The sequence below is a fragment of the Streptomyces sp. HM190 genome, from assembly GCF_009857135.1.
Lineage (GTDB): Bacteria > Actinomycetota > Actinomycetes > Streptomycetales > Streptomycetaceae > Streptomyces > Streptomyces heilongjiangensis.
In genome coordinates this window covers 5,291,410-5,315,808 of sequence record NZ_CP047318.1, presented here as the reverse complement: position 1 = coordinate 5,315,808, position 24,399 = coordinate 5,291,410, and the positions used below count along the sequence as shown (strand labels likewise).

Below are 24,399 nucleotides of genomic sequence, written 5' to 3'. Positions count from 1 at the left end.
GAGATGTCGGCGCGCACATGGCGGCGAACGGGCTTGACGAACACAGGGATCACCTCCTTCCACCGGTGCGGTGGTACGACCGGGGACGGGCTGTCACTCGGCCGGGCTGTTGGGCCCCGTGTCCGCCGGGCCGCGGGGCCCGGGGTCCACCGGGGCGAGGAGCGCGGACCGGAAGCGGTGCCCTCCGATGTCCCGCTTGGCCTTCAGGTACGAGACGTTGTCGTTCGTGACGTGGGTCAGCGTCGGCACCCGTTCGGCGACCGTGACGCCGTGGGCGACGAGCCGGCGGACCTTGGCGGGGTTGTTGGTGAGCAGCCGGACACGCTGCACGTCGAGCGCGGCGAGCATCTGTGCCGCGGCCCGGTAGTCCCGCTCGTCCGCCTGACGGCCGATCATGAGATTGGCCTGGTAGGTGTCGACGTGCTGGTCCTGGAGGAGGTAGGCGTCCAGCTTGTTGTAGAGCCCGATGCCGCGTCCCTCCTGACGCAGGTACAGCAGGACGCCGCCCTCACCGCTGATCCGCCGGAGCGCCTCGTCCAGTTGCGGTCCGCAGTCACAGCGTGTCGAGCCGAGGACGTCGCCGGTGAAGCACTCGCTGTGCACGCGCACCAGCGGCGCCTCCGGCAGCGGGCCCGCCACGTACGCGATGTGCTCACGTCCGTCCGACAGCCCCCGGAAGCTGACCAGTTCGCTGTGACGGCTCTCCGCCCGCCGTCCGCCCCGGGGAGCGGACCGCGCCGCCGCCCGGGCACCGGGCTGGGTGGCGCGCTGCGACGTCAGGGGGACACGGGCGCGCACGGTGGCGGCACCCGGTCCGTGACGCGCCGGGCCGCTCCGGCTGGGATCGGCTGCTGGACCGGCCGGCGATCGGTGGACGTGTGGTGTCGTCATGGGGATGTCCTTGCTGGTGCGTCGGTGCCGGAGGCTGCGGCCGTCGGCACGGCTGGGGGGGTGGGGGTGGCCTCGGGACGGGCCCGCTCGGCCGGCGGGTGCCCGTGAAGCGGCGCGACTGACGGCTCGGGTCCGGTCGTCCGGCTCGGGTCCGGTCGTCCGGCTCAGATCAGGCTCGACCGCGTCGACACGGCCGCCGTGCCGACCGTGTCTCCGCGTCGGCGGCGGCGTCAGGAGCGGTGGAACCGAGTGATCCGACTGTGCGGGTGTCGCGGCGACCGCCGCAACCATGTCCCGCACGCTTCCCTGAGGACGGGACACCCAGGGCGCTGACCTGCGGGGACGCCGCCGTCCCGGGAGGAGGCGGGGCATACGGGCACGGGCGCGGGCACGCTCGGCTGGCAGCCTGACTGAGCTGAGGGGTACGCGATCGCCCCGGCCGGCGAGGTGCGTCGAACCGTGAGTCGGGCGGGCTCACCTCGGCCGGGGATCACCGCGCGCGGAGAACGCGCGCGCCGAGTACGGCGATCAGGCCCACTTCTGACGGGACGAACTCCGGCAGGGCACAGACCGCAGCTCCGCGCGGCCGTCGTCCAGGCACCGCTCGCTGGTCCCGTTCCGCAGGGCGACCGCCTCGTCCTCGCCCGGAACGAACGTCCACCGCTGTGCGGCGGAGTTCCCGCAGGGCCGGGTGCGCAGCTCCGCGCCGTCGCCGTCCAGGCACTTGCCCGTGGCGTGGTTGCGGAGCCTGCGGGTGCCGTCGGCGTAGGCGTGGATCGTCCACCACTGGTAGGACATGCCGTTGCACTGGTAGGTACGCAGGCCGAATTCGAGGCTGTCGTCCAGGCATCTGCCCGTGGTCCGGTTGACGAAGATGCGTGCCAGGCCGACCGGCTTCGGCGTGCCGGCGCGGGTACCGGGGCCACCAGGGGCTTCCCGCCGCGCCTCGGACGGGGCCCCGCCGGCGGAGGACGGTGTGCCGGAGGAGCCCGGCAGCGCCCAGGGCAGCAACAGACCGGCGGCCAGGCCGACGACGGCGCCCACGATCAGGTAGGCCCAGCGGCCGGTCGGCCAGGCACGGCGCGGGCGAGGTTCGCCGGTGCGCGGGGTGCTCTGGACGGGGGCCTCGGCCTGGGCTTCGGCGGGGAGGGGGGCTGTGGGGGGCTCGGCTCGGGCGGGGGGCTCGGGGTGCCCCTGGTAGGCCGCTTCCCACAGGGAACGGTAGGCGGTGGGGTCGGCGCCCAGCGCCCTGCACAGGTCCCGCACCACCGACCAGGGCGGCACGGTGTCGCCGCGGAAGTAGCGGGAGAGTGAGGAGTCGCTGATGCGGACCTGCTCCTCCAGGGCCCGCAGGGTCCGGCCCGACCGCTGCTGGAGCGCGCGGAGCGCGCTGCCGAGTTGCCGGGCCGGTGTGACCGCCCGGACGGGCTGCCTGGTCCCTTCGTTCATCGCGGACGCCCCCTGATCGGCCCCGGAAACGGTGCCCTGTCGGCTGCTTCGCATCCCGGGACATGTGCATCCCAGCAGGTCAGGAATGTAGTGATCCCGATATACCCGAAGCAAGCGGGATCTGGTTGCGATAGGACCTGAATTCATCTCAAGCTCTGCATACCGGGCAGCGAATCACTCCCGTAGGTGATGGCTGGTCAGCCGAGCCCGGTCCATCTCATCCGCATACGAAGGGACAACGTCATGACTCGCGCAGGCTCCATGTTCGTCACCGTGACGGCCGCGGCCGTCACCGCCCTCGGCCTGGCCTCCGCCGCCCCGGCGACGGCCGCCTCTGCCACCGCTCACACGGTCGCGGGACAGGTGACGGCCGTCGACCGGGCGGGCGCCGCCGCCCTCGACGTCTACCGGGGCAGGTACGTGACGCAGGGCGGCTGTGAGACGGCCGGCAGGCAGGGGGTCGAGCGGGGCCACTGGGACCAGTACCAGTGCGCGGAGGGCCGACTCTTCAGGCATCTGTGGACCAACCGCTGACCCTCCGTCCCCCCGGCCACCGACCGCCGCGGTGGCCGGGGGGCCCGCGCCGCCGTGGCGGGCGGAGCGCGGTGTCAGCCCACCTCCACAGCGTCCAGTTCGGCGAAGTACTCGCCCTTGCCGAGGCGGATGGTGTTCCAGCCGTCCCGCAGGGTGACGGTGGTCCGCTCCTCCCGCCAGTGGTCCCAGCCGGTGTGCGGGTAGCGGACGGCGCCCACGTCGGCGCCGTTGACCAACAGGCGGTGCGAGGCGGTCACCGCGTTCCCCGCCGGATCCAGGGAACCGTTGCCGAACCACACGGACAGCTGGTGCTCGCCCGCCGAGGCGGCGAAGACCGTGAACTCGACGTGGCTGTCGGCGTGATCGATCCTCCCGACGGCCTTGCCGCCGGAGGCGCTGGGGGCCTCACGTACGACGGCGTTCCGCACCCGCGCGTGCTCGGCCTGGTGGACGACCTTGCTGCCGCGTACGACGGGATAGCCGTCGGCGTAGCCCAGATCGGCGATGTACATGGGTCGGCTCCGGTGGTCGGCGCTCCAGCCGTGGAAGACGACGCGGTCCCGGCCGTCGGGGCCGGTGACCACGTCCTGGCCGCCGGGGCCGCGCACCGCGCCGGAGAAGGTCTGCGTCGTCATCAGCGGATTCGCCGCTTTGGTGTACGGGCCGGTCAGGTCGCGCGCCACCGCGTAGCTCGTCTTGTACCCGTCGCCGGCGTAGAAGTCGGCCGAGTAGAACAGGAGGTAGTGGCCGTGCCTCTTCACGAGGGTGGGCGCCTCGATCAGGGGGCCCTCCCACTCCCGGTCCTGCTTGATCAGGCGGACGGGTTCCCCGAGGGTGCGGGTGCCGTCCCACGAGACGGGCTGCAGGTGCAGCCAGGTGTCCTTGCGCAGGTCGCAGCAGTTGCCGTCGTTCTTCCACAGCACGTAGCGCCGCCCGGCCTCGGCGTAGCTGGAGGCGTCGATGGCACCACCCTCGGCCGCCGGGCAGATCAGCGGCCCCGCGCCGACCGGCCGGAACGGGCCGCCGGGTGTGGCGGACCGGGCGACACCGATGCACTGCCGGCCGCTCGCCCGGTCATGGGCCGTGTAGTGCATGGTGTAGCCGCCGCCGTGGCGGAACACCTCCGGCGCCCACACCCTCCTGGGATTCGGCACCGCCCACGCGCCGAGTTCGGGCAGGACGTCGCCTTCGTCGACGGTCCAGTGCCTCAGGTCGCGCGAGGTCGCGTGCTGGATGTTCTTGACGGAGTCGTTGGTGGCGTACGCGTGATACGTCCCGCCTGTCTCCACGATGTCAGGGTCCGGGAAGTCCCGGTCGATGACGGGAGCCTTGGCCGGGGGGTCGGCCGCGCCCGCGGAGGGGCCCGCGGCCACGCCGGCGACGGCGCCCAACAGAGCGAGTCCGCACACGAACCGGCGAACGATGTGATCGAGAGTCATGAGGCTTCCTGGCGCCCGCGTTCCGGCCACGCACCCGGCAGCAGGAACGCCCGCGCGGTTGAGGGGTGGACAGTCGCAGGGGTCAACGCCCGACCGCTCCCCCGGGTTGCGGGCCTCCCGCCGCCCCCTCTCTCGCCACAGCCGGACGGCTACGCGCGGGTCGCCGCCTTCGTCAGGTGGTCCAGGGTCGCGGCGACCGTGGGGACGCGGGCGAGGTCCGGGAGGGTGAGTGCGACGATCTCGCGGCGCACCACCGGCTCCACCGTGATCATCCGTACACCCTTGGGCCGCACGGACTCGATGGCCAGCTCCGGCAGGACCGCGACGCCGAGTCCCGCTCCCACCAGGCCCACCACCGCCGGGTAGTCGTCGGTGGCGAAGTCGATGCGCGGGGTGAAGCCCGCGCTCTCGCAGACCCGCACCAGCTGGCCCCGGCAGCGGGGACAGCCGGCGATCCAGGGCTCCCCCGCGAGTTCCCCGATGCCGATGGACCGCGTCCGGGCCAGCCGGTGCCCCTGGGGGACGAGGCCGACGAGACGGTCGGTGAGCAGGGGGCGCACCACCAGGTCCTCCCACTCCTCGGCGCCCGCCGCGCCCTCGTAGCGGAAGGCGAGCGCGATGTCGCAGTCGCCCTCGCGGAGCAGTTCGACGGAGCGGGGCGGTTCGGCCTCCTCCAGGGAGACCCGGGTGCCGGGGTGGGCGGCGCGGAGGGCGGCGAGGGCGGTGGGGACGAGGGTGGAGCTGCCGCTGGGGAAGGAGACCAGCCGGACCCGGCCGGCGCGCAGCCCCGCGATCGCGGCGACCTCCTCCTCGGCGGCCGTGAGACCGGCGAGGATTCCGGCCGCGTGCCGCACGAGCGCCTCGCCCGCCTGCGTCAGCCGCATCTCACGGCCGCCGCGGACCAGCAGGGGCGTGCCGACGGACGATTCGAGCGCCTTCATCTGCTGGCTCACGGCGGGCTGGGTGCAGCCGAGTTCACGGCCGGCCGCCGAGAAGGAGCCGGTGGCGGCGACGGCGCGCAGGACGCGGAGATGACGGGCCTCGATCACGGGTCGAGCATAAGGGCGGCTTGGACGCGGCAACGAATATTGCGTCGACGCTTTGATGACGCTCGCCTAGCGTGCCGGTATGAAGCTGTTGTCACTGAACCTCGGGCGGGCCACGGCGGTCGACGTCCCCGAGGAGTCGAAGAGCGCGACAGGGATCGACAAGCGGCCGGTGGCCGGGCCGGTGCGGGTGGCCGCGCCCGGTCCGAAGGGGGTGGGCGGCAGCGGGCTGGCCGGGGACGCGGTGTGCAACAGGCGGCATCACGGCGGGAACGACCAGGCGGTCTACGCGTTCGCCCGCGAGGACCTCGACGCGTGGGAGCACGAACTCGGCCGGGCCCTGCCCAACGGGTCCTTCGGGGAGAACCTGACGACCGAGGGCCTCGACATCTCCGGCGCGCTCATCGGGGAGCGCTGGCGGATCGGTGCGGAGGTCGTCCTGGAGATCACCGCAGCTCGCGTCCCCTGTCTCACTTTCCAGCGGCACCTCGGTGAGCGCGGCTGGGTCAGGCGCTTCACGGAGAAGGCCGAGCCGGGGGCGTATCTGCGGGTGGTGCGGCCGGGCGAGATCCGGGCGGGCGACCCGATCGAGATCGTCCACCGGCCGCACCACGACGTGACCGTCGCCCTCGCCTTCCGCGCCACGATGAACGAGCGCGAGCTGCTGCCGCGCCTGCTGGCCGCGGGCGAGGCACTCCACTCGGAACTCCTTCAGTCGGCCCGGACGTACGCGGCCCAGCAGGACGGAGGCACCGACTCCGCGACGTGACGGCGACGGTGGCGGCGACGCCGACCATGGGGACGAGGGGCGGGGACGACCGGGGAGGATCCGCAGCCGTGGGCAAGCGGATCAGCGCAGTCCGGGTCACTACCCTTGCGCCATGACAACGGCTCTGATTACGGGATCGACAGCGGGCATCGGCGCAGCCTTCGCGCGACGGCTGGCGGCGGACGGGCATGCCCTGGTGCTGGTGGCGCGTGACACGAAGCGGCTGCGGGAGCAGGCCACGGAGTTGCACGACCGGCATGGCATCGAGGCGGAGGTCCTGACGGCGGACCTGGCGGCGGACGACGGCATCGAGTCGGTGGCGCGGCGGCTGTCCGATCGCAAGAACCCGGTCGACCTGCTGGTCAACAACGCGGGATTCGGCAACAAGGGCCGCTTTCTCGACGTCTCGATGGCGGACGAGCTGAAGATGCTCAAGGTGCACTGCGAGGCGGTGCTCCGGCTGACCTCGGCGGCGGCCGAGGCCATGCGGGAGCGCGGCCGGGGCGGTGTCGTGAACGTGGCGTCGGTGGCGGCGTTCGTGCCGCGGGGGACGTACGGCGCGTCGAAGGCGTGGGTGGTGCAGTTCACGCAGGGCGCGGCGCGGGACCTGGCCGGCAGCGGGGTCCGGCTGATGGCGCTGTGCCCGGGTTTCGTCCGCACGGAGTTCCACGAGCGGGCGGGCATGGGCACGGACAACATCCCGGACTGGATGTGGCTCGACGCCGACAAGCTGGTCACGGCGGCCCTGGCCGACCTCGCGCGCGGCAAGACGGTCTCGGTCCCCGACCCGCGCTACAAGGCCCTGATGGGTGTGGTGAAGGTGATGCCGCGGGGGCTGCTGGGCGGGGTCAGCTCCCGGACCGGGCGGAAGTACGGCCCCCAGTAGCCGGGCGGGCCGGGGCTGCTGCCTCGCCCAGCGGGTGAGCGGGAGGCGGCGCGGGGCGAGAATGGAGCTGTCCGACCGGACCCAGGGGGGCCGGAGGTGGTCTTGTGACGTTTGTACAGCTCATCGACTGCAGGACGAGCCGGTTCGACGAGATGGACCGGCTGATGGACCGGTGGGTCGAGCAGACCAGGGGCAAACGGACGGCGACGCACAGCATGATCGGGAAGGACCGGTCCGACGAGGGGCACTTCGTCGAGATCGTGGAGTTCCCGTCGTACGAGGAGGCCGTGCGGAACTCCCGGCTGCCGGAGACGGACCGGATCTTCAACGAGATGGTGGCGCTCTGCGACGAGGTGCCGACCTTCACGGATCTGGACGTGGTGCGGGACGAGCAGCTGAACGCGGACACCGCGCGGAGGTTCTTCGAGACGCTGGGCACGCCGGGGGAGCTGCCGCCGCTGAACGATCTGCTGGTGGAGGACTATCACGACCACGACCCGTCGAACCCGCAGGACGTGATCGGCATGGACGCGGCCCGGCGTGAGTTCGCGATGTGGCGGTCGGGCTTCGACTTCTCGTTCACCGTCGAGGACCAGCTGGCCGAGGGCGACCGGGTGTGCACGCGGTGGACGTGGAACGGCACGCACACGGGCGAGTTCCTCGGTATCGCGCCCACCGGGCGGAAGGTCTCCATGACCGGGATGAGCATCCACCGCTGCTCGGCGGACGGGAAGCTCGCCGAGGGGTGGTGGCAGTACGACCGGCTCGCGCTGATGGGGCAACTGGGTGCCCTGGAGGGACTGGAGCGCTGAGGGCTGTCGCCGGGCCGGGCGGCGAGGGCGGGTCTCCGGGAAGACCGCCAGGGCCGCCGGGGCAGGCGCGCCGTGCAGGGAGAAGCCCCCGTTCCGGCGCGCGGAACGGGGGCTTCTCTCAGGCGTACGCCTCGGGGGGCGGTGTCCGCCCCGAGGAACTGTGCCTCAGGAAGCGGCGCCCCGAAGGGTGGTGCTGCCTCAGTGGGCGTGGCCGTGACCGTGGCCGTGGCCCGCCTCGGCCGGCTCCTCTTCCTTCTTCTCGACGACCAGGGTCTCGGTCGTGAGGAGGAGGGAGGCGATGGAGGCGGCGTTCTCCAGGGCGGAGCGGGTGACCTTGACCGGGTCGATGACGCCGGCCTTGACCAGGTCGCCGTACTCGCCGGTGGCGGCGTTGTAGCCGCTGCCCTTCTCCAGCTCGGCGACCTTGGAGACGATGACGTAGCCCTCCAGGCCGGCGTTCTCGGCGATCCAGCGCAGCGGCTCGACGGCGGCCTTGCGGACGACGGAGACACCGGTGGCCTCGTCGCCGTCCTTGCCGAGGTTGCCCTCGAGGACCTTCACGGCGTGGACGAGCGCGGAGCCACCACCGGAGACGATGCCCTCCTCGACCGCGGCGCGGGTCGCGGAGATGGCGTCCTCCAGACGGTGCTTCTTCTCCTTCAGCTCCACCTCGGTGGCGGCGCCGACCTTGATCACGCACACGCCGCCGGCCAGCTTCGCGAGGCGCTCCTGGAGCTTCTCGCGGTCCCAGTCGGAGTCGGTGTTCTCGATCTCGGACTTGATCTGGGCGACGCGGCCCTGGACGTCCTCGGAGTTGCCGGCGCCGTCGACGATCGTGGTGTCGTCCTTGGTGACGGTGACGCGGCGGGCGGTGCCGAGCACGTCGAGGCCGACCTGGTCGAGCTTGAGGCCGACCTCCTCGGAGATGACGGTGGCGCCGGTGAGGACGGCCATGTCCTGGAGCATCGCCTTGCGGCGGTCGCCGAAGCCGGGGGCCTTGACGGCCACGGCGTTGAACGTGCCGCGGATCTTGTTGACCACGAGGGTGGAGAGGGCCTCGCCCTCGACGTCCTCGGCGATGATCAGCAGCGGCTTGGAGGCGTTGGCCTGGATGATCTTCTCCAGCAGGGGCAGCAGGTCGGCGATGGCGCCGATCTTGCCCTGGTGGATGAGGATGTAGGGCTCGTCGAGGACGGCCTCCATACGCTCCTGGTCCGTGACGAAGTACGGCGACAGGTAGCCCTTGTCGAAGGCCATGCCCTCGGTGAAGTCCAGCTCCAGACCGAAGGTGTTGGACTCCTCGACGGTGATGACACCGTCCTTGCCGACCTTGTCCATCGCCTCGGCGATCAGCTCGCCGACCTGCTGGTCCTGGGCGGACAGCGCGGCGACGGCGGCGATGTCGGACTTCTCATCGATCGGGCGGGCCGAGGCGAGCAGGTCCTCGGAGACGGCCTTGACGGCGGCGTCGATGCCCTTCTTCAGGGCGGCCGGGGAGGCGCCCGCGGCGACGTTCTTCAGGCCCTCGCGCACCAGCGCCTGGGCGAGCACGGTGGCGGTGGTGGTGCCGTCACCAGCGATGTCGTTGGTCTTGGTCGCCACCTCCTTCACCAGCTGCGCGCCGAGGTTCTCGTACGGGTCCTCGATCTCGACCTCGCGGGCGATGGTCACACCGTCGTTGGTGATGGTGGGGGCGCCGAACTTCTTGTCGATGACGACGTTGCGGCCCTTGGGGCCGATCGTCACCTTCACCGTGTCGGCAAGCTTGTTGACGCCGCGCTCGAGGGCGCGACGGGCGTCCTCGTCGAACTTCAGGATCTTCGCCATGGCAGCGGGAGCCCTCTCGGAAATCTCGGGTGAATGCAGGCTGCGCCCCGGGCGCCCGGCTTTTTAGTGGTCGCGGGGGCCAGGGGCGCAGCTCGAAGCAAGATGTTTCGCGAAGTGACGCGCCGCTGTGGGCGGCGGGCTGCCTCGCGAGAGGCGAACTACTTGTCGATGATCGCGAGGACGTCGCGAGCCGACAGGACGAGGTACTCCTCGCCGTTGTACTTCACCTCGGTGCCGCCGTACTTGCTGTACAGCACGATGTCGCCGGTCTTGACGTCGAGCGGCAGGCGCTCGCCGTTCTCGAAGCGGCCCGGACCGACGGCCAGGACGACGCCCTCCTGGGGCTTCTCCTTGGCGGTGTCCGGAATGACCAGGCCAGAGGCGGTGGTCTGCTCGGCGTCGAGCGGCTGGACCACGATGCGGTCCTCGAGCGGCTTGATGGCAACCTTGGAGCTGGTGGTCGTCACGATCCGACCTCCCCCTTCGGAGATCTCACGGGGTTAACTGTCTGAGGTGGCGACCAGGTGGATCCGTCGTCGCGGGTGCCGGACCTGCCCGTCGCGTAGTTGGCACTCTCCAGGGGGGAGTGCCAGAACTGAGACTATGACCGTGGTTAGCACTCGGTCAAGCGGACTGCTAATTGCGACCGCGTGGCGTGGTGCGGGACCCCGGGTTGCCGCGAGGTTCCGCCCCCCGGAGCAGACCCTCAGAGGTAGTCCTCCAGACGACCCACCGTCAGGCCCTGCTCCTGGATGCGGCGCAGGAGGTCGACCGTCACGCGGGTGAGGGTGGCGCCGTCCAGCCGCCCCGCGCCCCGGCCCCCGACATGGGCGTGGACGATGTCACCGGGCCGGAGCCGGGCGCCGCCGGTGCCGCCGTCGGCGGTCAGGGACACGCGCCACAGGACGACGGCGACGATGCCGCAGTCGGCGGCGGCGCGCAGCGTGGTGGTGTCGTAGACGCCGTACGGCGGGCGGAACAGGGTGGGGCGCACACCGAAGCGCTGCCTCAGCTTGTCCTGCTGGCCGCAGATCTCGGCCCGCTGGCCGGCGTACGGCAGGCCGCGCAGGGCGATGTGGTCGAGGGTGTGGTTCTGCACGGTGGCGCCGACCTCGCGGAGCCGGGCGAAGTGGCCGTAGCCGGGCCCGACGACGCTGTCCGTGAGGAACACGCTGACCGGCAGCCGCAACTCCCGCACCATCCGCGTGAACCGCGGGTCCTTCTCCGCGCCGTCGTCGAAGGTCAGGAACACCACCTTGTCGCGCGTCGCGACGCGGTCGACGACGGGGGCCGGGCCGGGGCGCACGGCTCGGGGCGCGGGCGGCCGGTCGGGCTTCCCGGGCGCCGGGAGGAGGGGGCCGGCGAGCCCCCACCGACGGTACGCGGGGGCGCGGGCCGGAGCGCGGGGCGGACCGGCGTGACGACGGGGCGGGTCCTTGCGGCGGCCGGACGGGGCAGCCGGGCGGCCCGGCGCGTCGGCCCGGCCGCCCGGCGCTCCGGCGTGATGCCCCGGCGCGTCAGCCGGGCGTCCTGACGCGTCGAGCGGGCTGTCCGGCGGGGCGGGGCGCCGGTCCGGCGCCCCGGACCGGCGCCCGGGTACCTCCGTCCGGCGCCCCGGCGGCGGGACCTCGTGCCCGTGAGCCGGGGCGGTCGCCCGCCGCCCCCTCTCCGCGGACCTCGTCACGGGGACGGAGTCCCCCGAGGCGGCGCCCCCGGCGTCCCCGGCGCTCCCCGAGGCGGCGCCCCCGACGGCACTCCCAGCGCTCCCGGCACTCCCGGTACTCCCCGCGCTCCCGGCGCACCCGGACGCCACGAGCGCCACGACCACCACGAGCGCGGCGATCGCCGCGGTGAGCATCCGCACGAGCGGGGCGCATGCGCCGCGGGGGCCGCCGCCCCACCCCCGGTAACTCGTCCGCTTCGCCCTCGTTTCGTCATGTTGTCGCACGAGTCGCATGGCGCCGCATCCTCGCAGGCCCCGCCCGGCCCTCCGGCCCGACACCGCCACCGCCCGCGCGCCGTCCACCGGGTGGCCCACAATGGCCCGGTGAACGACCTCGCCCCCGGCTCCCCCCACTCCCCCGGCTCCGCCCTCGCTCCCCTGCTGACCCCCGAGGGCCGCGCCCTCCTCGACGAGGTGCGCGGTGTGGAACCGGCGCGGGAGCTGGCCGTGGCGACCCGCCTGCGCCGCTCGCACGCGGCGGAGCTCGTCTCGGCGGCCCTCGCCCAGGCGCGGCTGCGGCAGCGGGCCGTGGCGAAGTTCGGGGCCGAGGACGCGGCGCGGATGTTCTTCACACCGAACGGGGTCGAGCAGTCGACGCGGACGAGTGTCGCGACGTACCGAGCGGAGTGCTTCCGGGCGCTCGGCGTGCGGTCGGTCGCCGACCTGTGCTGCGGGATCGGCGGGGACGCGATCGCGTTCGCTCGGGCCGGCATCCGCGTACTGGCCGTCGACCGCGACCCGCTGACCGCGGCGGCGGCCCGCGCCAACGCGGACGCCCTCGGGCTCGCCGGTCTGATCGAGGTGCGCGAGGCGGACGTGACGGAGGTGGACACGACCGGGTACGACGCCGTGTTCGTCGACCCGGCCCGGCGCTCCTCCCAGCGCGGCCGGATCTTCGACCCCGAGGCCTACTCACCGCCCCTGTCGTGGGCCGTGTCGGCCGCGCTGAAGGCGCCGCTCGGCGCGCTCAAGATCGCGCCGGGCATCCCGCACGAGGCGATTCCGCCGGAGGCCGAGGCCGAGTGGATCTCGGACGGCGGGGACGTGAAGGAGGCCGTGCTGTGGTTCCGCGCGAGCGGGACGCCGGGGGCGCGGCGGGCGGTCCTGCTCCCCTCGGGGGCCGCGATCCGCGCCACCCCCGACACGATGCTGCCCGACCCGCCGGTCCGGCCGGTCGGGCGGTACCTGTACGAGCCGGACGGCGCCGTCATCCGCGCCCATCTGGTCGCCCAGGTGGCCGAGGACGTGGACGGCGGGCTGATCGACCCGACGATCGCGTACGTCACCGCCGACGAGCGCCACCTCACCCCGTACGCGACCGCGTACGAGATCACCGACGTGCTGCCCTTCAACGTCAAGAAGCTCAGGGCGCTGCTGCGGGAACGCGGGATCGGCGTCCTGACCGTGAAGAAGCGCGGGTCGGCCGTCGAGCCGGAGGAACTGCGCCGCAAGGCCCTGCCGAAGCCGCACGGCACCGCCTCGGCGACGGTTTTCCTCACCCGGGTCGCGGGCGCCCCCGGCATGCTGATCGGCCACCCGGCCTGAGCGCACCGGGCCTGAGCGCGCCGGGCCGGGAGCGCGCCGGGCCGGGAGCACCGCTCAGGCGACGCCGTCCTCCCCCGCCCGCCGCGCACGGGCCAGCAGCAGTGCGCGTTCGCGTTCGTTGCGGGCGAGGGCGGCGGCTCGTTCGAACTCCGCGCGGGCCTCGTCCGGGCGGTCCAGGCGGGCGAGCAGGTCGCCTCGTACGCTCGGCAGCAGGTGGTAGTCGCGCAGGGCCGGTGCGGTGGCCAGGCCGTCGACGATCTCCAGGGCCGCGGCCGGGCCGTCGGCCATCGAGACGGCGACCGCCCGGTTCAGCTCGACGACCGGGGACGGCGAACGGGCCGCCAGGAGGGCGTACAGGGTCGCGATGCGCGGCCAGTCGGTCTCCTCGTAGGTGTACGCCTGGGCGTGGCACGCGGCGATGGCGGCCTGGAGCGCGTACGGGCCGGGGCCGCCGCGGGCGGTGGCGGTGGCGCGGCCCAGGGCGGTGAAGCCGCGGGCGACGAGGAGGCGGTTCCAGCGGCGGCGGTCCTGGTCCCTGAGGAGCACCGGCTCACCCGTGGGGCCGGTGCGGGCGGCGGCCCGTGACTCCTGGAGCTCCAGCAGCGCCACCAGCCCGTGCACCTCGGGTTCCCTGGGCATCAGCTCCGCGAGGACGCGGGCGAGCCGCAGCGCGTCCTCGCACAGCGCGGGGCGCAGCAGGTCGTCGCCCGCGGTGGCGGCGTACCCCTCGTTGAAGACGAGGTAGATGACCTCCAGGACGGAGGCGAGGCGGGTCTCGCGGTCGGGGCCGTACGGCACCTCGAAGGGGACGCCCTTCTTCGCGAGGGTCCGTTTGGCGCGGACGATGCGCTGGGCGACGGTGGCCTCCGGGGAGAGGAAGGCACGCGCGATCTCCGCGGTGGTGAGGCCGCCGAGGAGGCGGAGGGTGAGGGCGATGCGGGCCTCGGCGGAGAGCACGGGATGGCAGGCCGTGAAGACGAGGCGCAGGAGGTCGTCGTCGATGTCGTCGGGGTCGGACGGCGTGTCCAGGTACTGTCCCGCCGGGCTCGCCGTCTCCAGGTCCCGGCCGACCTCGGCCAGCTTGCGCGCGTAGCGTTCCCGGCGGCGTACCAGGTCGATGGCGCGGTGCTTGGCGGTGGTCATGAGCCAGGCGCCCGGGTTGTCGGGCACGCCGTCGCGCGGCCACTGCTCCAGCGCGGCGACCAGGGCGTCCTGCGCCAGCTCCTCCGCGATCCCGACGTCGCGCACGATCCGGGCGACCCCGGCGATGACGCGGGGCGCCTCGATGCGGAAGACGGTCTCGATGGCCTTCCTGGGGTCCGCCGGGGCGCGCCCCGCCCGGTCGGCGTCGGTGGTGGGCTGTGCTGTCACAACCCACCATCAGACACCCGCGGGGCATCCCGGCCAAACGGGCTCAGCCCTCCGTGATCTCCCGCACCTCGCAGGTCACCGTCCAGTGCTCCTCGTGGACCTTCAGGAACCGGGTGGTCCACTCGACGGCCTCGTCCATGTCCTTGCACTGCATGAGGGCGTAGCCGCCGACGACCTCCTTGGTCTCGGTGAACGGGCCGTCGGTGACGGACAGCTCGCCGCCCTCCCAGCGGACCCGCTTGCCCCGGGCGCTCGGCAGCAGCCCGGCGGTGTCGAGCATGACGCCGGCCTTGGTCATCTCCTCCAGCAGGTCGCCCATCCGCTGCATCAGCTCGGGGCTCGGGCCCTCGGCGGGGGCGGTGGACTCGTCGATCCGGACCATCGACAGGTAGCGCGGCATGGTGGCTCCTCCGGTAGGGGCGGCGGGGTCCGTCCCCGCCTCTCACCCCTTGCGTCGAACGAGGGGAGACCGGATCGACACGGGTGCCGGATTTTCTTCGAAGAGTTCTTCCCGGTGCCCTCGGGCGCCCCTCGGATGTCCTTCTCTCCAGGTCACCTCACCTCAGCGACTCCCACAGCTCCTTCGCCTCCGGTTCGTCGGCCACCACGCGGTTGGGGTCGTAGGGGGCGGGGACGACCGGCATCATCACCGTCCTCGTCGCGTCGGACGAGAGCCCTTTCAGGCTCTGGCCCAGCTGGACCAGTTCGCTCAGGGAGCCGAGGCCGGTGTCGGTGGTGAGGCTGCCGGTGACGGCGTCGGCGGCCCGGTACAGCTCGGCGGGGTCGGTCAGGAGGCTGGTGGCGGCGATCTGGTCGAGCAGGGCCTTCACGAGCTTCTGCTGGAGCCCGATGCGGCCGAGGTCGCTGCCGTCGCCGATGCCGTGGCGGGTGCGGGCGAGGGCCAGGGCCTGCTCGCCGTCGAGGTGGTGGGTGCCCGCCGTCAGCTTCAGATGGCTGTCCTCGTCGTCGATGTCCTCGTCGGTGGTGACGGTGACGCCGCCGAGCGCGTCGACCAGTTCGGCGAAGCCGGCGAAGTCGATCTCGATGTAGTGGTCCATGCGGACGTCCGTCAGGGACTCGACGGTCTTCACGGCGCAGACGGGGCCGCCGACCGCGTACGCGCTGTTGAACATGACGTTGTACGCGACCGCCGTCGAACCGCCTGACTCCAGTGGGCAGGACGGCCGGGTGACCAGGGTGTCGCGGGGGATGCTGACGACCGTCGCCGCGGTGCGGCCCTCGTCGATGTGGACGACCATCGCCGTGTCGGAGCGGGCGCCGGAGGTCTCGCCGCCGCCTCCCAGCTCGGCGTTCTCCTTGCCGCTGCGGGAGTCGGAGCCGAGGACCAGGATGTTGAGGGCGCCGCTGGGCAGGGGTTCGGCGACGGCGGACGCCGAAGGGCCCGTGCTCGACAGGGTCCTGGGCGGGCGGTCGTCGCCGAGCGCGCTGTTGATGTCGACGCTCGTGATGTTGTCGTTGAGCCGCCAGAACGCCCAGCCCGCCCCGCAGGCACCGAGTACGAGGACGCAGGCGAGCGCGCCCCCGGCCATCCTCAGCCAACGCGGCCGTCTGCCCGCGCCCTCGTACTCCTCGTCTTCTTCACCCGTCACACACAGGAACGTACGTCCGAATTATGACGAGCGTGAACTCCCGAGCCCGTTCCTTCGTAAATTCTCATACTTTTCGAGGCGCCCCTCGTGCCAGCGCTCAGCCCAGTGTCACCGTGGGAGCCGGATTGCTGCCGCTCCAGGACGCGTTGAAGCCGAACGTCACCGAACCGCCGCTCGGCACGCTCCCGTTCCACGACGCGTTCGCGCAACTGACCGCAGCCTGGGTCTGGGTGCAGGTCGCGTTCCACGCCTGACTGATGCGCTGACCCGCCCCGAACGTCCAGGTCGCCCGCCAGGAGGAGAGCGAGGACCCGGCGGCACAACTGATCGTCACCTGGCCCGTGAAGCCGGTGTTCCACTGGCTCTGGACGCTGTACGCGGCCGAGCAGCCGGTCGGCGGCGGGGGCTCGGTGACCGTGCCGCCGAGCGCGGTCACGATGCCGTAGTACGCCGGTTTCGGCTGGTAGTTGGCGTCGTACGGGGTCGCCGCGCCCTCGCCGGGGAAGGTGTCCGGGATCCAGGAGTCGGAGTCGGTGAAGCCCCACACGGTCACGCCGGTGCAGCGGGACACGGCGACGCACGCCTTGAACACGGCCTCGTACTCGGTGCGCTGCTGCGCCAGCTTGGCGTCGGTGGCGGGCGTCTGCATCCGGATGTCGAGCTCCGTGACGGCGACGTCCAGGCCCAGGTCGGCGAAGCGCTGGATGTTCTGCTGGAAGGTCGCCGGGACCTGGCCGAGGATCAGATGGGCCTGGAGGCCGACCCCGTCGATCGGGACGCCGCGCGCCTTGAGGTCCTTGACCAGGTTGTAGAGGGCCGTGGACTTCGCGTTGACGCCCTCGACGTTGTAGTCGTTGATGTAGAGCTTCGCGGCCGGGTCGGCGGCGCGGGCGGCGGTCAGGGCCTGGGCGATGTAGTCGGCGCCGAGGCCGTTGTACCAGAGGGTCTGACGGAACGTGCCGTCCTCGTTGAACGGCTCGTTCACCACGTCCCAGGCGGCCAGCCGGCCCTTGTAGCGGCCCACTTCGAGCGCGATGTGGTCGGTCATCAGCTGGCGGAGCTGGGCGGGCGTCCAGGTGCCGTTGGCCAGCCAGTCGGGGTTCTGGCTGTGCCAGACGAGGGTGTGGCCGCGTACGTCCTGGTCGTGGGCCTCGGCGAAGTCGACGATCCGGTCCGCCTCGGTCCAGTCGAAGGTGCCGCGGCTGGGCTCGACGGAGGCCCACTTCATGGCGTTGCCGGGGGTGAGCCAGTTGAACTCCCGGCCGGCGATGTCGCCGTAGGTGCCGGTGAGCTTGGAGCCGGTCACGGCGGTGCCGATCGCCTTGCCCCGGGCGGCGGCGAGGTCGCGCAGCGGGGTGTCGGCGGCGGCCTGGGCGGCGGGCGCGGCGACGAGCAGGGCGGCGACCGCGGACACACCGGTGAACAGGGCGGCGAGGCGGGCCCCTGAAGACGGGCGCCGGGTGGTGGGGGATGTTCTCGGGGAGCTTCTCAGGGAGGTTCTCAAGGAGGTTCTCATTGCGGGTGCCTCCGAAAGTTTCGGTCGTGCATCCGATTGACTGCCGTGCAGTGTGGGGGCGCCCGGAACCCACGTCAATACGCACGGAACACGCGGAACACCCGTCCATGCGGCACCCGGAGGCGACCGGCGCCCCCTACGCCTCCGGCGGTGCCGCCGTACTGCTGCGCACGACCAGGCTCGTGGCCAGCTCCACCCGGGTCGCCGACGAGACGCCGTCCTGCCGCCCGAGGTCCAGCACCAGCCGGGCCGCCGCCTCCGCCATCTCCATCAGCGGCTGCCGCACGGTCGTCAGCGGCGGCCCCACCCAGCGGGCCACCGGCAGGTCGTCGAACCCGACCACGCTCAGGTCCTCCGGGATGCGCAGCCCCAGCTCGCGGGCGGCCTCGTACAGGCCGAGCGCCTGGAGGTCGTTCCCGGCGAAGACGGCGGTGGGCCGGTCGGGGCGGCGCAGCAGCTCCAGGCCCAGCCGGTAGCCCGTCTCGTGGTGGAAGTCCCCGGCCCGGATCAGCCCCGGGTCGACGGGCAGCTCGGCGGTCTCCAGCGCGGCCCGGTAGCCGTCCACGCGGGCCCGGCTGCAGATCATCCGGGAGGGCCCGGTGATCGCGCCGATCCGGCGGTGGCCCAGCTCGACGAGGTGGCGGGTGGCGGCCAGTCCGCCCTGCCAGTTGGTGGCGCCGATCGACGGCACGTCGGCGCCGGGGTCACCCGCCGGGTCCATCACCACGAACGGGATGGAGCGGCTGGTCAGCAGGGCGCGCTGGGACTCGTCGAGACCGGACAGGACGAGGACGACGCCGTGCGGGCGGCGGGCGGCGACCTGGTCGGCCCAGGTCCGGCCGGGGGTGAGCCGGCCCGCGCTCTCGGAGAGCACGACGCTCAGGCCCTCCTCGCGGGCGACGTTCTCGACGCCCCGGATGACCTCCATGGCCCAGGCGCTCTCCAGCTCGTGGAAGACGAGGTCGATGAGCGGGGACCGGGTCGCCTCGGCCCGCCGACGCCGGTAGCCGTACTCGCGCAGGAGTCCCTCGACCCGGGTGCGGGTGGCGGGGGCGACATCCGCACGGCCGTTGAGCACCTTCGAAACAGTCGGAGCGGAGACGCCGGCCTGACGGGCGATCTCGGCGAGCGTCGCGGTCTGCGTGGACTGCGACACGCGCGCTCTTGTCTGGGTTTCCTCTGGCTTCGCGGAGTTCATGGGCCGGATCGTATCCCTGCGCGACCTCTTGACGAACCCTTTCGACGGCCATACGTTCCCGGAACATTCGAAGCGACACACGAAACATTCGCACTGCTGCACTGCCGCATCACCGCGCACCACCGACGCGCGACGCAAGCGCACCATCGCGCACCACCCCCGCACAACCGCACGGCCGATACATCCGAAACGTTCGTGAGAGGTGCTTGTCCATGGAGTCGAACAGAGGGCGGACGTTCAGCAGGCGCTGGTTCCTCGGCGCCGGTACCGCCTCCCTGGCCACCGCGGGACTCGGCGCGGGCCTCACGGCCTGCGGCTCCGGCAGCTCCGGGGCCGGCGACGGCAAGACGGTCACCGCGTTCGTGTACGGCGACGACGCGGTGAAGGTCCAGCAGGCCGCCGTCGACCGCTACAACAAGTCGGCCGCCGCCAAGAAGGCCGGCGGCACGATCAAGCTCCAGAAGGTCCCCGGCTCCGACTACTCCCCCAAGCTCCGCACGGCCATGGGCTCCCCGAGCGCCCCCGACGTGTTCTTCAACTGGGGCGGCGGCTCCATCAGGACGTACGAGGAGGCCGGCAAGCTCGTCGACCTCACCGACATCATCGCGGACGACCCGGTCCTCAAGAGCGGCTTCCTGCCGTCCGTGCTGGCCGCGGGCGACCTCAAGGGCCGCCACTACGGCATCCCGATGCGCGGCATGCAGCCGGTGATCCTCTTCTACAACAAGTCCGTCTTCACCGAGCACAAGCTCCAGCCGCCCACCACCTGGGACCAGCTCCTCGACATCAACGCCAAGCTGAAGAAGGCGAAGATCACCCCGTTCGCGCTGGGCGGCTCCGACCTCTGGCCCAACCTGATGTGGCTGGAGTACCTCGTCGACCGCATCGGCGGCCCCGAGGTCTTCAAGCGCATCCAGGACGGCGACTCCGAGGGCTGGGGCGACCCGGCCGTCCTCAAGGCCGCCGAACTGGTCAGGCAGCTCGTGGACGACGGTGCCTTCGGCTCCAAGTTCACCTCGGTGTCGTACGTCAACGGCGGCGCCCCGGCGGTCTTCGCCAAGGGCAAGGCGGCCATGCACCTGATGGGTTCCTGGGAGTACTCCACGCAGCTCGGCAAGTTCCCGGACTTCGCCAAGAGCAACCTGGGCTGGGCCGCTTTCCCGACCGTCGAGGGCGGCACGGGCGACGTCCGCAACGTCGTCGGCAACCCCACCAACTACTGGTCGATCAACGCCCGTACGAAGAACAAGGACCTGGCGATCGGCTTCCTGAAGGAGTGCGCGTCGGAGGCGTACGCCAGGGACCTGGTCGCCAACGGTGACGTCCCGACCACCTCGAACGCGAAGAAGCTGCTGGCGTCCGCGCCGAACCCCGAGTACGCCGCGTTCCAGTACGACCTGGTGGAGAAGGCGCCCGCGTTCACGCTCTCCTGGGACCAGGCGCTCGGTGACGCGCTGGGCACCAAGATGCACACGGAGATAGGCAAGCTGTTCGCGGGGAAGTCGTCGCCGAGCGAGTTCGTGACGGCCTGCAAGGGGCTGAAGTGACCTCGACGGTCCAGAAGACCCGCACGGTCGGGCGGGGGTCCCGGAAGGCGTCGCGGGTGGGGCGCCCGCACGCCGTCTGGGCCCTGCCCGCCGTGCTCTTCTTCACCTTCTTCGCCGTCGTGCCGATGGGGCTCGCGCTCTATCTGTCCTTCACCAGCTGGGACGGCCTGGGCGACCCCCGGCCGGTGGGCCTCGACAACTGGACGAAGCTGCTCGACGACCCCCGCCTCACCCAGTCGCTGACGCTGACGGTCGTGCTGACCGCGGCCAGCTGGGCGTTCCAGACGGTCGTGGCCCTGCTGCTCGGGGTGTGGGCGGCGGGCCGCCAGCGCAACCGGGCGGTGCTGTCCGCGATCTTCTTCGTGCCGTTCCTGCTGTCGTCCACGGCCATCGCGATCCTGTTCTACGCGCTGCTCGACCCGAACTTCGGCATCATCCAGGCGGACACCCTGGGCTCGCAGAGCGGCGCGTTCCTCGCGATCGTCTTCGTCGGCGGCTGGCAGTTCATGCCGTTCCACACGCTGATCTACCAGGGCGGGGCCCGGCAGATCCCCGAGGTCCTCTACCAGGCGGCCGCGATCGACGGCGCGGGCCGCTACCGGCAGTTCTTCTCGATCACGCTGCCGCAGCTGCGGCACACGATCACCACGTCCACGGTCCTGATCGTCGTCGGTTCGCTCACGTACTTCGAGACGGTCCTGATCCTCACCAAGGGCGGTCCGGGCACGGACACCGCGATCCTGCCGTACCTGATGTACGAGGCGGGCTTCAAGCAGTACGACTTCGGCTACGCGAGCGCCATCGCGACGTTCCTGGTCGTCGCCGCGACGGGCCTGTCGCTGGTCCTCGTGCGGCTGACCGGGTTCGGCTCCATGCGCAGCACCCGCGAAGGGATGTGACGCCATGTCACACGACACGTTGGCGCGCCCCGCGGGGACCCGGCGGCCGGACGGCGGGCAGCCGCCGGCGGCGCCCCGCCTGCGGCGCCACTGGACGCGGCGGGCCAACCCGGTCGCGGGCCTCGGCGCCTTCCTCTGGCTGATCGTCGTCCTCGTCCCGATCTACGCGATGGTGTCGGCCTCCCTCACGAGCGCGGACAAGGCACTGACGGGCAACCCGCTCAAACCGCCCACGGACCCGACGCTCGACAACTACAACACCGTCCTGAACAGCGGCTTCGGTCATCTGCTGACCAACACGGTGATCGTCGCCGTGGCGGTCGTCGGCATCGTCCTCGCCCTGTCCGTCCCGCTCGCGTACGTGGCCGTCCGCACCCGCGACCGCTGGTCGAACGCCGCGTTCCGGCTGTTCCTGCTCGGTGTGGCGATCCCGGCCCAGGCGGTCGTCGTCCCGCTGTACCTGCTGATCGCGAAGCTCGACCTGTACGACACCCTCCTCGCGGTGATCCTCCCGACGGCGGCCTTCGCGATGCCGGTGTCCGTGCTCGTGCTGGTCGGCAGCCTGCGGGACGTCTCGGAGGACCTGTACGAGGCGATGGCCCTGGACGGCGCCTCACCCGCGCGGATGCTCTTCCAGCTGACGATCCCGCTGGCCAAGGGCGGTATCAGCACGGTGGTGATCTACTCTGCGCTCCAGGCGTGGAACGGCTTCCTGTTCCCGCTGATCTTCACCCAGTCCGACGGGCCGCGGGTCCTGACCCTCGGTCTCTTCAACTTCGTCAGCCAGTTCGGCGTCAACATCCCCGCCGTGCTCGCCTCGGTCGTCCTCTCCGGCATCCCGATCTTCGCCGTCTACCTGGTGGCGCGACGGGCCCTGGTGGGCGGACTGATGGGCGTGGGCGGCAAGTGAGCGCGCCCACCAGCCCCGAGCCCCTTCCGCGTCCGTGAGCGCTCCCGCTCCCCCGGACCCTTTCCGCACCCCTGAAACTCACCACCACCGACAGGAGTTTCATGACCACCCCTTGGCGTGACCGCGCCCTGCCCGCCGCCGAGCGGGTCGAGGACCTGCTGTCCCGGATGACTCTCGAAGAGAAGACCGCGCAGTTGTACAGCGTCTGGGTGAAGAACGACTCGAACGGCGAGGACATCGCCCCCGACGAGGCGGGCATGACGGAGGCGTTCGACTTCGACGAGCTGATCACCCGAGGTCTCGGCCAGCTCACCCGGGTCTTCGGCACGGCCCCCCTCGACCCCGAGGAGGGCGCCCGGGTCCTGGCCCGCTTCCAGCGGCGCATCATGGCCGCGAACCGTTTCGGCATCCCGGCCGTCGCCCACGAGGAGTGCCTGGCCGGCTTCACGAGCTGGCGCGCGACCGCCTACCCGGTGCCCCTCGCCTGGGGCGCGACCTTCGACCCGTCCCTGGTCGAGGAGATGGCCCGGTGCATCGGCCGGGACATGGCGTCGGTCGGCGTCCACCAGGGCCTGTCGCCCGTCCTCGACGTCGTCCGCGACCCGCGCTGGGGGCGGGTGGAGGAGACCGTGGGCGAGGACCCGTACCTGGTGGGCACGATCGGCTCGGCATACGTCCGGGGCCTCGAGTCCACCGGGATCGTCGCCACGCTGAAGCACTTCGCCGGGTACGCGGCGTCCGTGGGCGCCCGCAACCACGCGCCCGTACGCGCGGGCGTCCGCGAGTTCGCGGACGTGGTCCTGCCGCCGTTCGAGATGGCGCTGCGGGAGGGCGGCGCCCGCTCGGTGATGGCGGCGTACACGGAGACCGACGGCATTCCCGTGTCGGCCGACCGGGCCCTGCTCACGGACCTCCTCCGCGGCGACTGGGGCTTCACCGGCACGGTCGTCTCCGACTACTTCGGCATCGGCTTCCTGGAGACCAACCACCGGGTGGCGGGCAGCCGCGCGGAGGCCGCGCACGCCGCGCTGGCCGCCGGGATCGACGTGGAGCTGCCGAGCCTGCGCTGCTACGGCGAGCCCCTGGTCGAGGCCGTGAAGGCGGGCGAGATCCCCGAGTCCCTGGTGGACCTGGCCGCCCGCCGGGTCCTGCTCCAGAAGTGCGAACTGGGCCTGCTGGACGAGGACTGGTCCCCCGAGCCCGCCACCGCGTCGGTCGACCTCGACCCGCCCCGCAACCGCGACCTGGCGCGCCGCCTGGCCGAGGAGTCGGTGGTGCTGCTGGACAACCGCGACGCCGTCCTGCCGCTCGCCCCGGACCTCAGGATCGCCGTCGTCGGCCCCCGCGCCGACGACCCCCTGGCCATGCTGGGCTGCTACTCCTTCCCCTCCCACGTCCTGCCCGCCCACCCCGACACCGCCCTCGGCATCGAGATCCCGACCGTCCTGGAGTCCCTGCGCACGGAACTCCCCGACACGAAGATCACGTACGCCGCGGGCAGCGCGGTCGACGGCGACGACACGGACGGGTTCCCGGAGGCGGTCGCCCGCGCGTCCGAGGCCGACGTCTGTGTGGCGGTCCTCGGCGACCGCGCGGGACTGTTCGGCCGGGGCACCTCCGGCGAGGGCTGCGACGCGGAGGACCTCCGGCTGCCCGGCGTCCAGGCGAAGCTGCTGGACGCGCTGGTCTCCACGGGCACGCCGGTCGTGCTCGTCCTCCTCACCGGCCGCCCCTACGCGCTGGGCCGCTGGCACGGCGGGCTCGCGGCCGCCGTCCAGGCGTTCTTCCCCGGGGAGGAGGGCGGCCCGTCGGTGGCGGGAGTGCTGTCGGGCCGCGTCGCCCCCTCCGGCCGTCTCCCGGTGAGCGTCCCGAACCGCCCCGGCGGCCAGCCGTGGACGTATCTCCAGCCGCCGATGGGCCTGTTCGGCGGGGCGAGCAACATCGACCCGACCCCGCTGTACCCGTTCGGGCACGGCCTCTCGTACACGACGTTCGAGTGGACCGACTTCGAGGGCGGGGGTGAGGGCGACGCGGTCCCGGAGATCGGCACGGACGGCGAGCACGACGTCGCGGTGACCGTCCGCAACACCGGGGACCGCGCGGGCGCGGAGGTCGTGCAGCTCTACCTCCACGACCCGGTGGCCACGGTGACCCGCCCCGACATCCGCCTGATCGCCTACCAGCGCGTCGAGTTGGCGCCCGGCGAGGCCCGTCGGGTGCGGTTCCGCTTCCACGCCGACGTGTCGTGCTTCGCCGACCGCACGGGACGCCGCGTGGTGGAACCGGGTGCGCTGGAACTCCGTCTGGCCGCGTCCAGCACGGACGTACGCCACGGGGTGCGCGTCGAACTGACGGGCCCCGTGCGCGAGGTGGGCCCGGACCGCCGCCTGCACTGCGAGACGGAGGTCCGGACGGTGGACTGACGCA

20 protein-coding genes and 1 pseudogene are annotated in these 24,399 nt (G+C 72.3%); 9 read left to right on the top strand and 12 right to left on the bottom strand.

The genetic code is table 11. The features are described from left to right. Nucleotides 1–93 precede the first annotated feature (93 nt). Together GSY65_RS22825 and GSY65_RS22820 are read right to left on the bottom strand one after the other, a co-directional pair. Nucleotides 94–798, bottom strand: coding sequence for a GTP cyclohydrolase II (locus GSY65_RS22825; protein WP_236579984.1), 705 nt, complete (start codon nucleotides 796–798; stop codon nucleotides 94–96). A 621-nt stretch (nucleotides 799–1,419) separates the two neighbouring features. Then, complete coding sequence (locus tag GSY65_RS22820; protein ID WP_159771808.1) at nucleotides 1,420–2,340, bottom strand: helix-turn-helix domain-containing protein; 921 nt, start codon at nucleotides 2,338–2,340, stop codon at nucleotides 1,420–1,422. A 243-nt stretch (nucleotides 2,341–2,583) separates the two neighbouring features. Here GSY65_RS22820 and GSY65_RS22815 point away from each other — a divergent pair, with 243 nt between their 5' ends. Then, nucleotides 2,584–2,874 (top strand): hypothetical protein, encoded by a 291-nt coding sequence (locus tag GSY65_RS22815; protein WP_236579983.1) that lies wholly within the window; start codon nucleotides 2,584–2,586, stop codon nucleotides 2,872–2,874. Nucleotides 2,875–2,948: 74 nt separating this feature from the next. Here the strand turns inward: GSY65_RS22815 and GSY65_RS22810 are convergent, their stop codons facing one another. Together GSY65_RS22810 and GSY65_RS22805 are read right to left on the bottom strand one after the other, a co-directional pair. Next, the gene (locus GSY65_RS22810; protein WP_159771806.1) at nucleotides 2,949–4,313 is read right to left on the bottom strand and encodes a family 43 glycosylhydrolase; all 1,365 of its coding nucleotides are present in this window, start codon (nucleotides 4,311–4,313) and stop codon (nucleotides 2,949–2,951) included. A 149-nt stretch (nucleotides 4,314–4,462) separates the two neighbouring features. Next, on the bottom strand, nucleotides 4,463–5,362 hold the full coding sequence (locus GSY65_RS22805; protein ID WP_159771804.1) for a LysR family transcriptional regulator: 900 nt from the start codon (nucleotides 5,360–5,362) through the stop codon (nucleotides 4,463–4,465). Nucleotides 5,363–5,441: 79 nt separating this feature from the next. On the opposite strand from GSY65_RS22805, the gene GSY65_RS22800 reads away from it, so the two are divergent. The 3 genes from GSY65_RS22800 to GSY65_RS22790 all read left to right on the top strand — a co-directional run bounded on the left by GSY65_RS22800 (nucleotide 5,442) and on the right by GSY65_RS22790 (nucleotide 7,826). Next, a complete protein-coding gene (locus GSY65_RS22800) occupies nucleotides 5,442–6,128 on the top strand; it encodes an MOSC domain-containing protein (RefSeq protein ID WP_159771802.1) in 687 nt (228 codons plus the stop codon). Nucleotides 6,129–6,240: 112 nt separating this feature from the next. After that, nucleotides 6,241–7,014, top strand: a complete 774-nt coding sequence (locus tag GSY65_RS22795; RefSeq protein ID WP_159771800.1) for an SDR family NAD(P)-dependent oxidoreductase — start codon at nucleotides 6,241–6,243, stop codon at nucleotides 7,012–7,014. A gap of 104 nt (nucleotides 7,015–7,118) precedes the next feature. Then, nucleotides 7,119–7,826, top strand: coding sequence for an ester cyclase (locus GSY65_RS22790; RefSeq protein WP_159771798.1), 708 nt, complete (start codon nucleotides 7,119–7,121; stop codon nucleotides 7,824–7,826). A 198-nt stretch (nucleotides 7,827–8,024) separates the two neighbouring features. On the opposite strand, the gene groL is transcribed toward GSY65_RS22790, so the two are convergent. From groL to GSY65_RS22775, 3 genes and pseudogenes are all read right to left on the bottom strand, one after another. Next, a complete protein-coding gene (gene groL / locus GSY65_RS22785) occupies nucleotides 8,025–9,653 on the bottom strand; it encodes a chaperonin GroEL (RefSeq protein WP_159771796.1) in 1,629 nt (542 codons plus the stop codon). Between the two features lie 158 nt (nucleotides 9,654–9,811). Then, entirely contained in the window at nucleotides 9,812–10,120 is a 309-nt protein-coding gene (groES, locus tag GSY65_RS22780) for a co-chaperone GroES (protein WP_159771794.1), read from the bottom strand. A gap of 239 nt (nucleotides 10,121–10,359) precedes the next feature. Beyond that, nucleotides 10,360–11,067, bottom strand: a pseudogene (locus GSY65_RS22775) (polysaccharide deacetylase family protein); the annotation flags it as partial. A gap of 525 nt (nucleotides 11,068–11,592) precedes the next feature. Between GSY65_RS22775 and GSY65_RS22770 the strand changes: the two are divergent. Then, nucleotides 11,593–12,921: a class I SAM-dependent methyltransferase gene (locus GSY65_RS22770; protein WP_159776278.1), complete on the top strand. Its 1,329-nt coding sequence runs from the start codon at nucleotides 11,593–11,595 to the stop codon at nucleotides 12,919–12,921. A 54-nt stretch (nucleotides 12,922–12,975) separates the two neighbouring features. Here GSY65_RS22770 and GSY65_RS22765 read toward each other — a convergent pair whose 3' ends face one another. The 5 genes from GSY65_RS22765 to GSY65_RS22745 form a co-directional block, all read right to left on the bottom strand. Then, nucleotides 12,976–14,292: a sigma-70 family RNA polymerase sigma factor gene (locus GSY65_RS22765; RefSeq protein WP_159771790.1), complete on the bottom strand. Its 1,317-nt coding sequence runs from the start codon at nucleotides 14,290–14,292 to the stop codon at nucleotides 12,976–12,978. Between the two features lie 43 nt (nucleotides 14,293–14,335). Continuing rightward, nucleotides 14,336–14,692, bottom strand: a complete 357-nt coding sequence (locus GSY65_RS22760; RefSeq protein WP_159771787.1) for a YciI family protein — start codon at nucleotides 14,690–14,692, stop codon at nucleotides 14,336–14,338. A gap of 157 nt (nucleotides 14,693–14,849) precedes the next feature. Beyond that, nucleotides 14,850–15,902 carry an LCP family protein gene (locus tag GSY65_RS22755; protein WP_201452632.1) on the bottom strand — a complete coding sequence of 351 codons (1,053 nt, stop codon included), beginning with the start codon at nucleotides 15,900–15,902 and terminating at the stop codon, nucleotides 14,850–14,852. Nucleotides 15,903–15,999: 97 nt separating this feature from the next. After that, complete coding sequence (locus GSY65_RS22750; RefSeq protein WP_236579981.1) at nucleotides 16,000–17,316, bottom strand: endo-1,4-beta-xylanase; 1,317 nt, start codon at nucleotides 17,314–17,316, stop codon at nucleotides 16,000–16,002. Nucleotides 17,317–17,554: 238 nt separating this feature from the next. Beyond that, on the bottom strand, nucleotides 17,555–18,616 hold the full coding sequence (locus GSY65_RS22745) for a LacI family DNA-binding transcriptional regulator (RefSeq protein WP_159771781.1): 1,062 nt from the start codon (nucleotides 18,614–18,616) through the stop codon (nucleotides 17,555–17,557). 212 nt (nucleotides 18,617–18,828) lie between these two features. On the opposite strand from GSY65_RS22745, the gene GSY65_RS22740 reads away from it, so the two are divergent. From GSY65_RS22740 to GSY65_RS22725, 4 genes are all read left to right on the top strand, one after another. After that, nucleotides 18,829–20,163: an ABC transporter substrate-binding protein gene (locus GSY65_RS22740; RefSeq protein WP_159771778.1), complete on the top strand. Its 1,335-nt coding sequence runs from the start codon at nucleotides 18,829–18,831 to the stop codon at nucleotides 20,161–20,163. Beyond that, the gene (locus GSY65_RS22735) at nucleotides 20,160–21,062 is read left to right on the top strand and encodes a carbohydrate ABC transporter permease (protein ID WP_159771775.1); all 903 of its coding nucleotides are present in this window, start codon (nucleotides 20,160–20,162) and stop codon (nucleotides 21,060–21,062) included. Before GSY65_RS22740 ends, GSY65_RS22735 begins: the two co-directional genes overlap by 4 nt. Nucleotides 21,063–21,066: 4 nt before the next feature. Then, complete coding sequence (locus GSY65_RS22730; protein ID WP_159771772.1) at nucleotides 21,067–21,972, top strand: carbohydrate ABC transporter permease; 906 nt, start codon at nucleotides 21,067–21,069, stop codon at nucleotides 21,970–21,972. A gap of 101 nt (nucleotides 21,973–22,073) precedes the next feature. Next, nucleotides 22,074–24,395: a glycoside hydrolase family 3 N-terminal domain-containing protein gene (locus tag GSY65_RS22725; protein WP_159771769.1), complete on the top strand. Its 2,322-nt coding sequence runs from the start codon at nucleotides 22,074–22,076 to the stop codon at nucleotides 24,393–24,395. Nucleotides 24,396–24,399 lie beyond the last annotated feature (4 nt).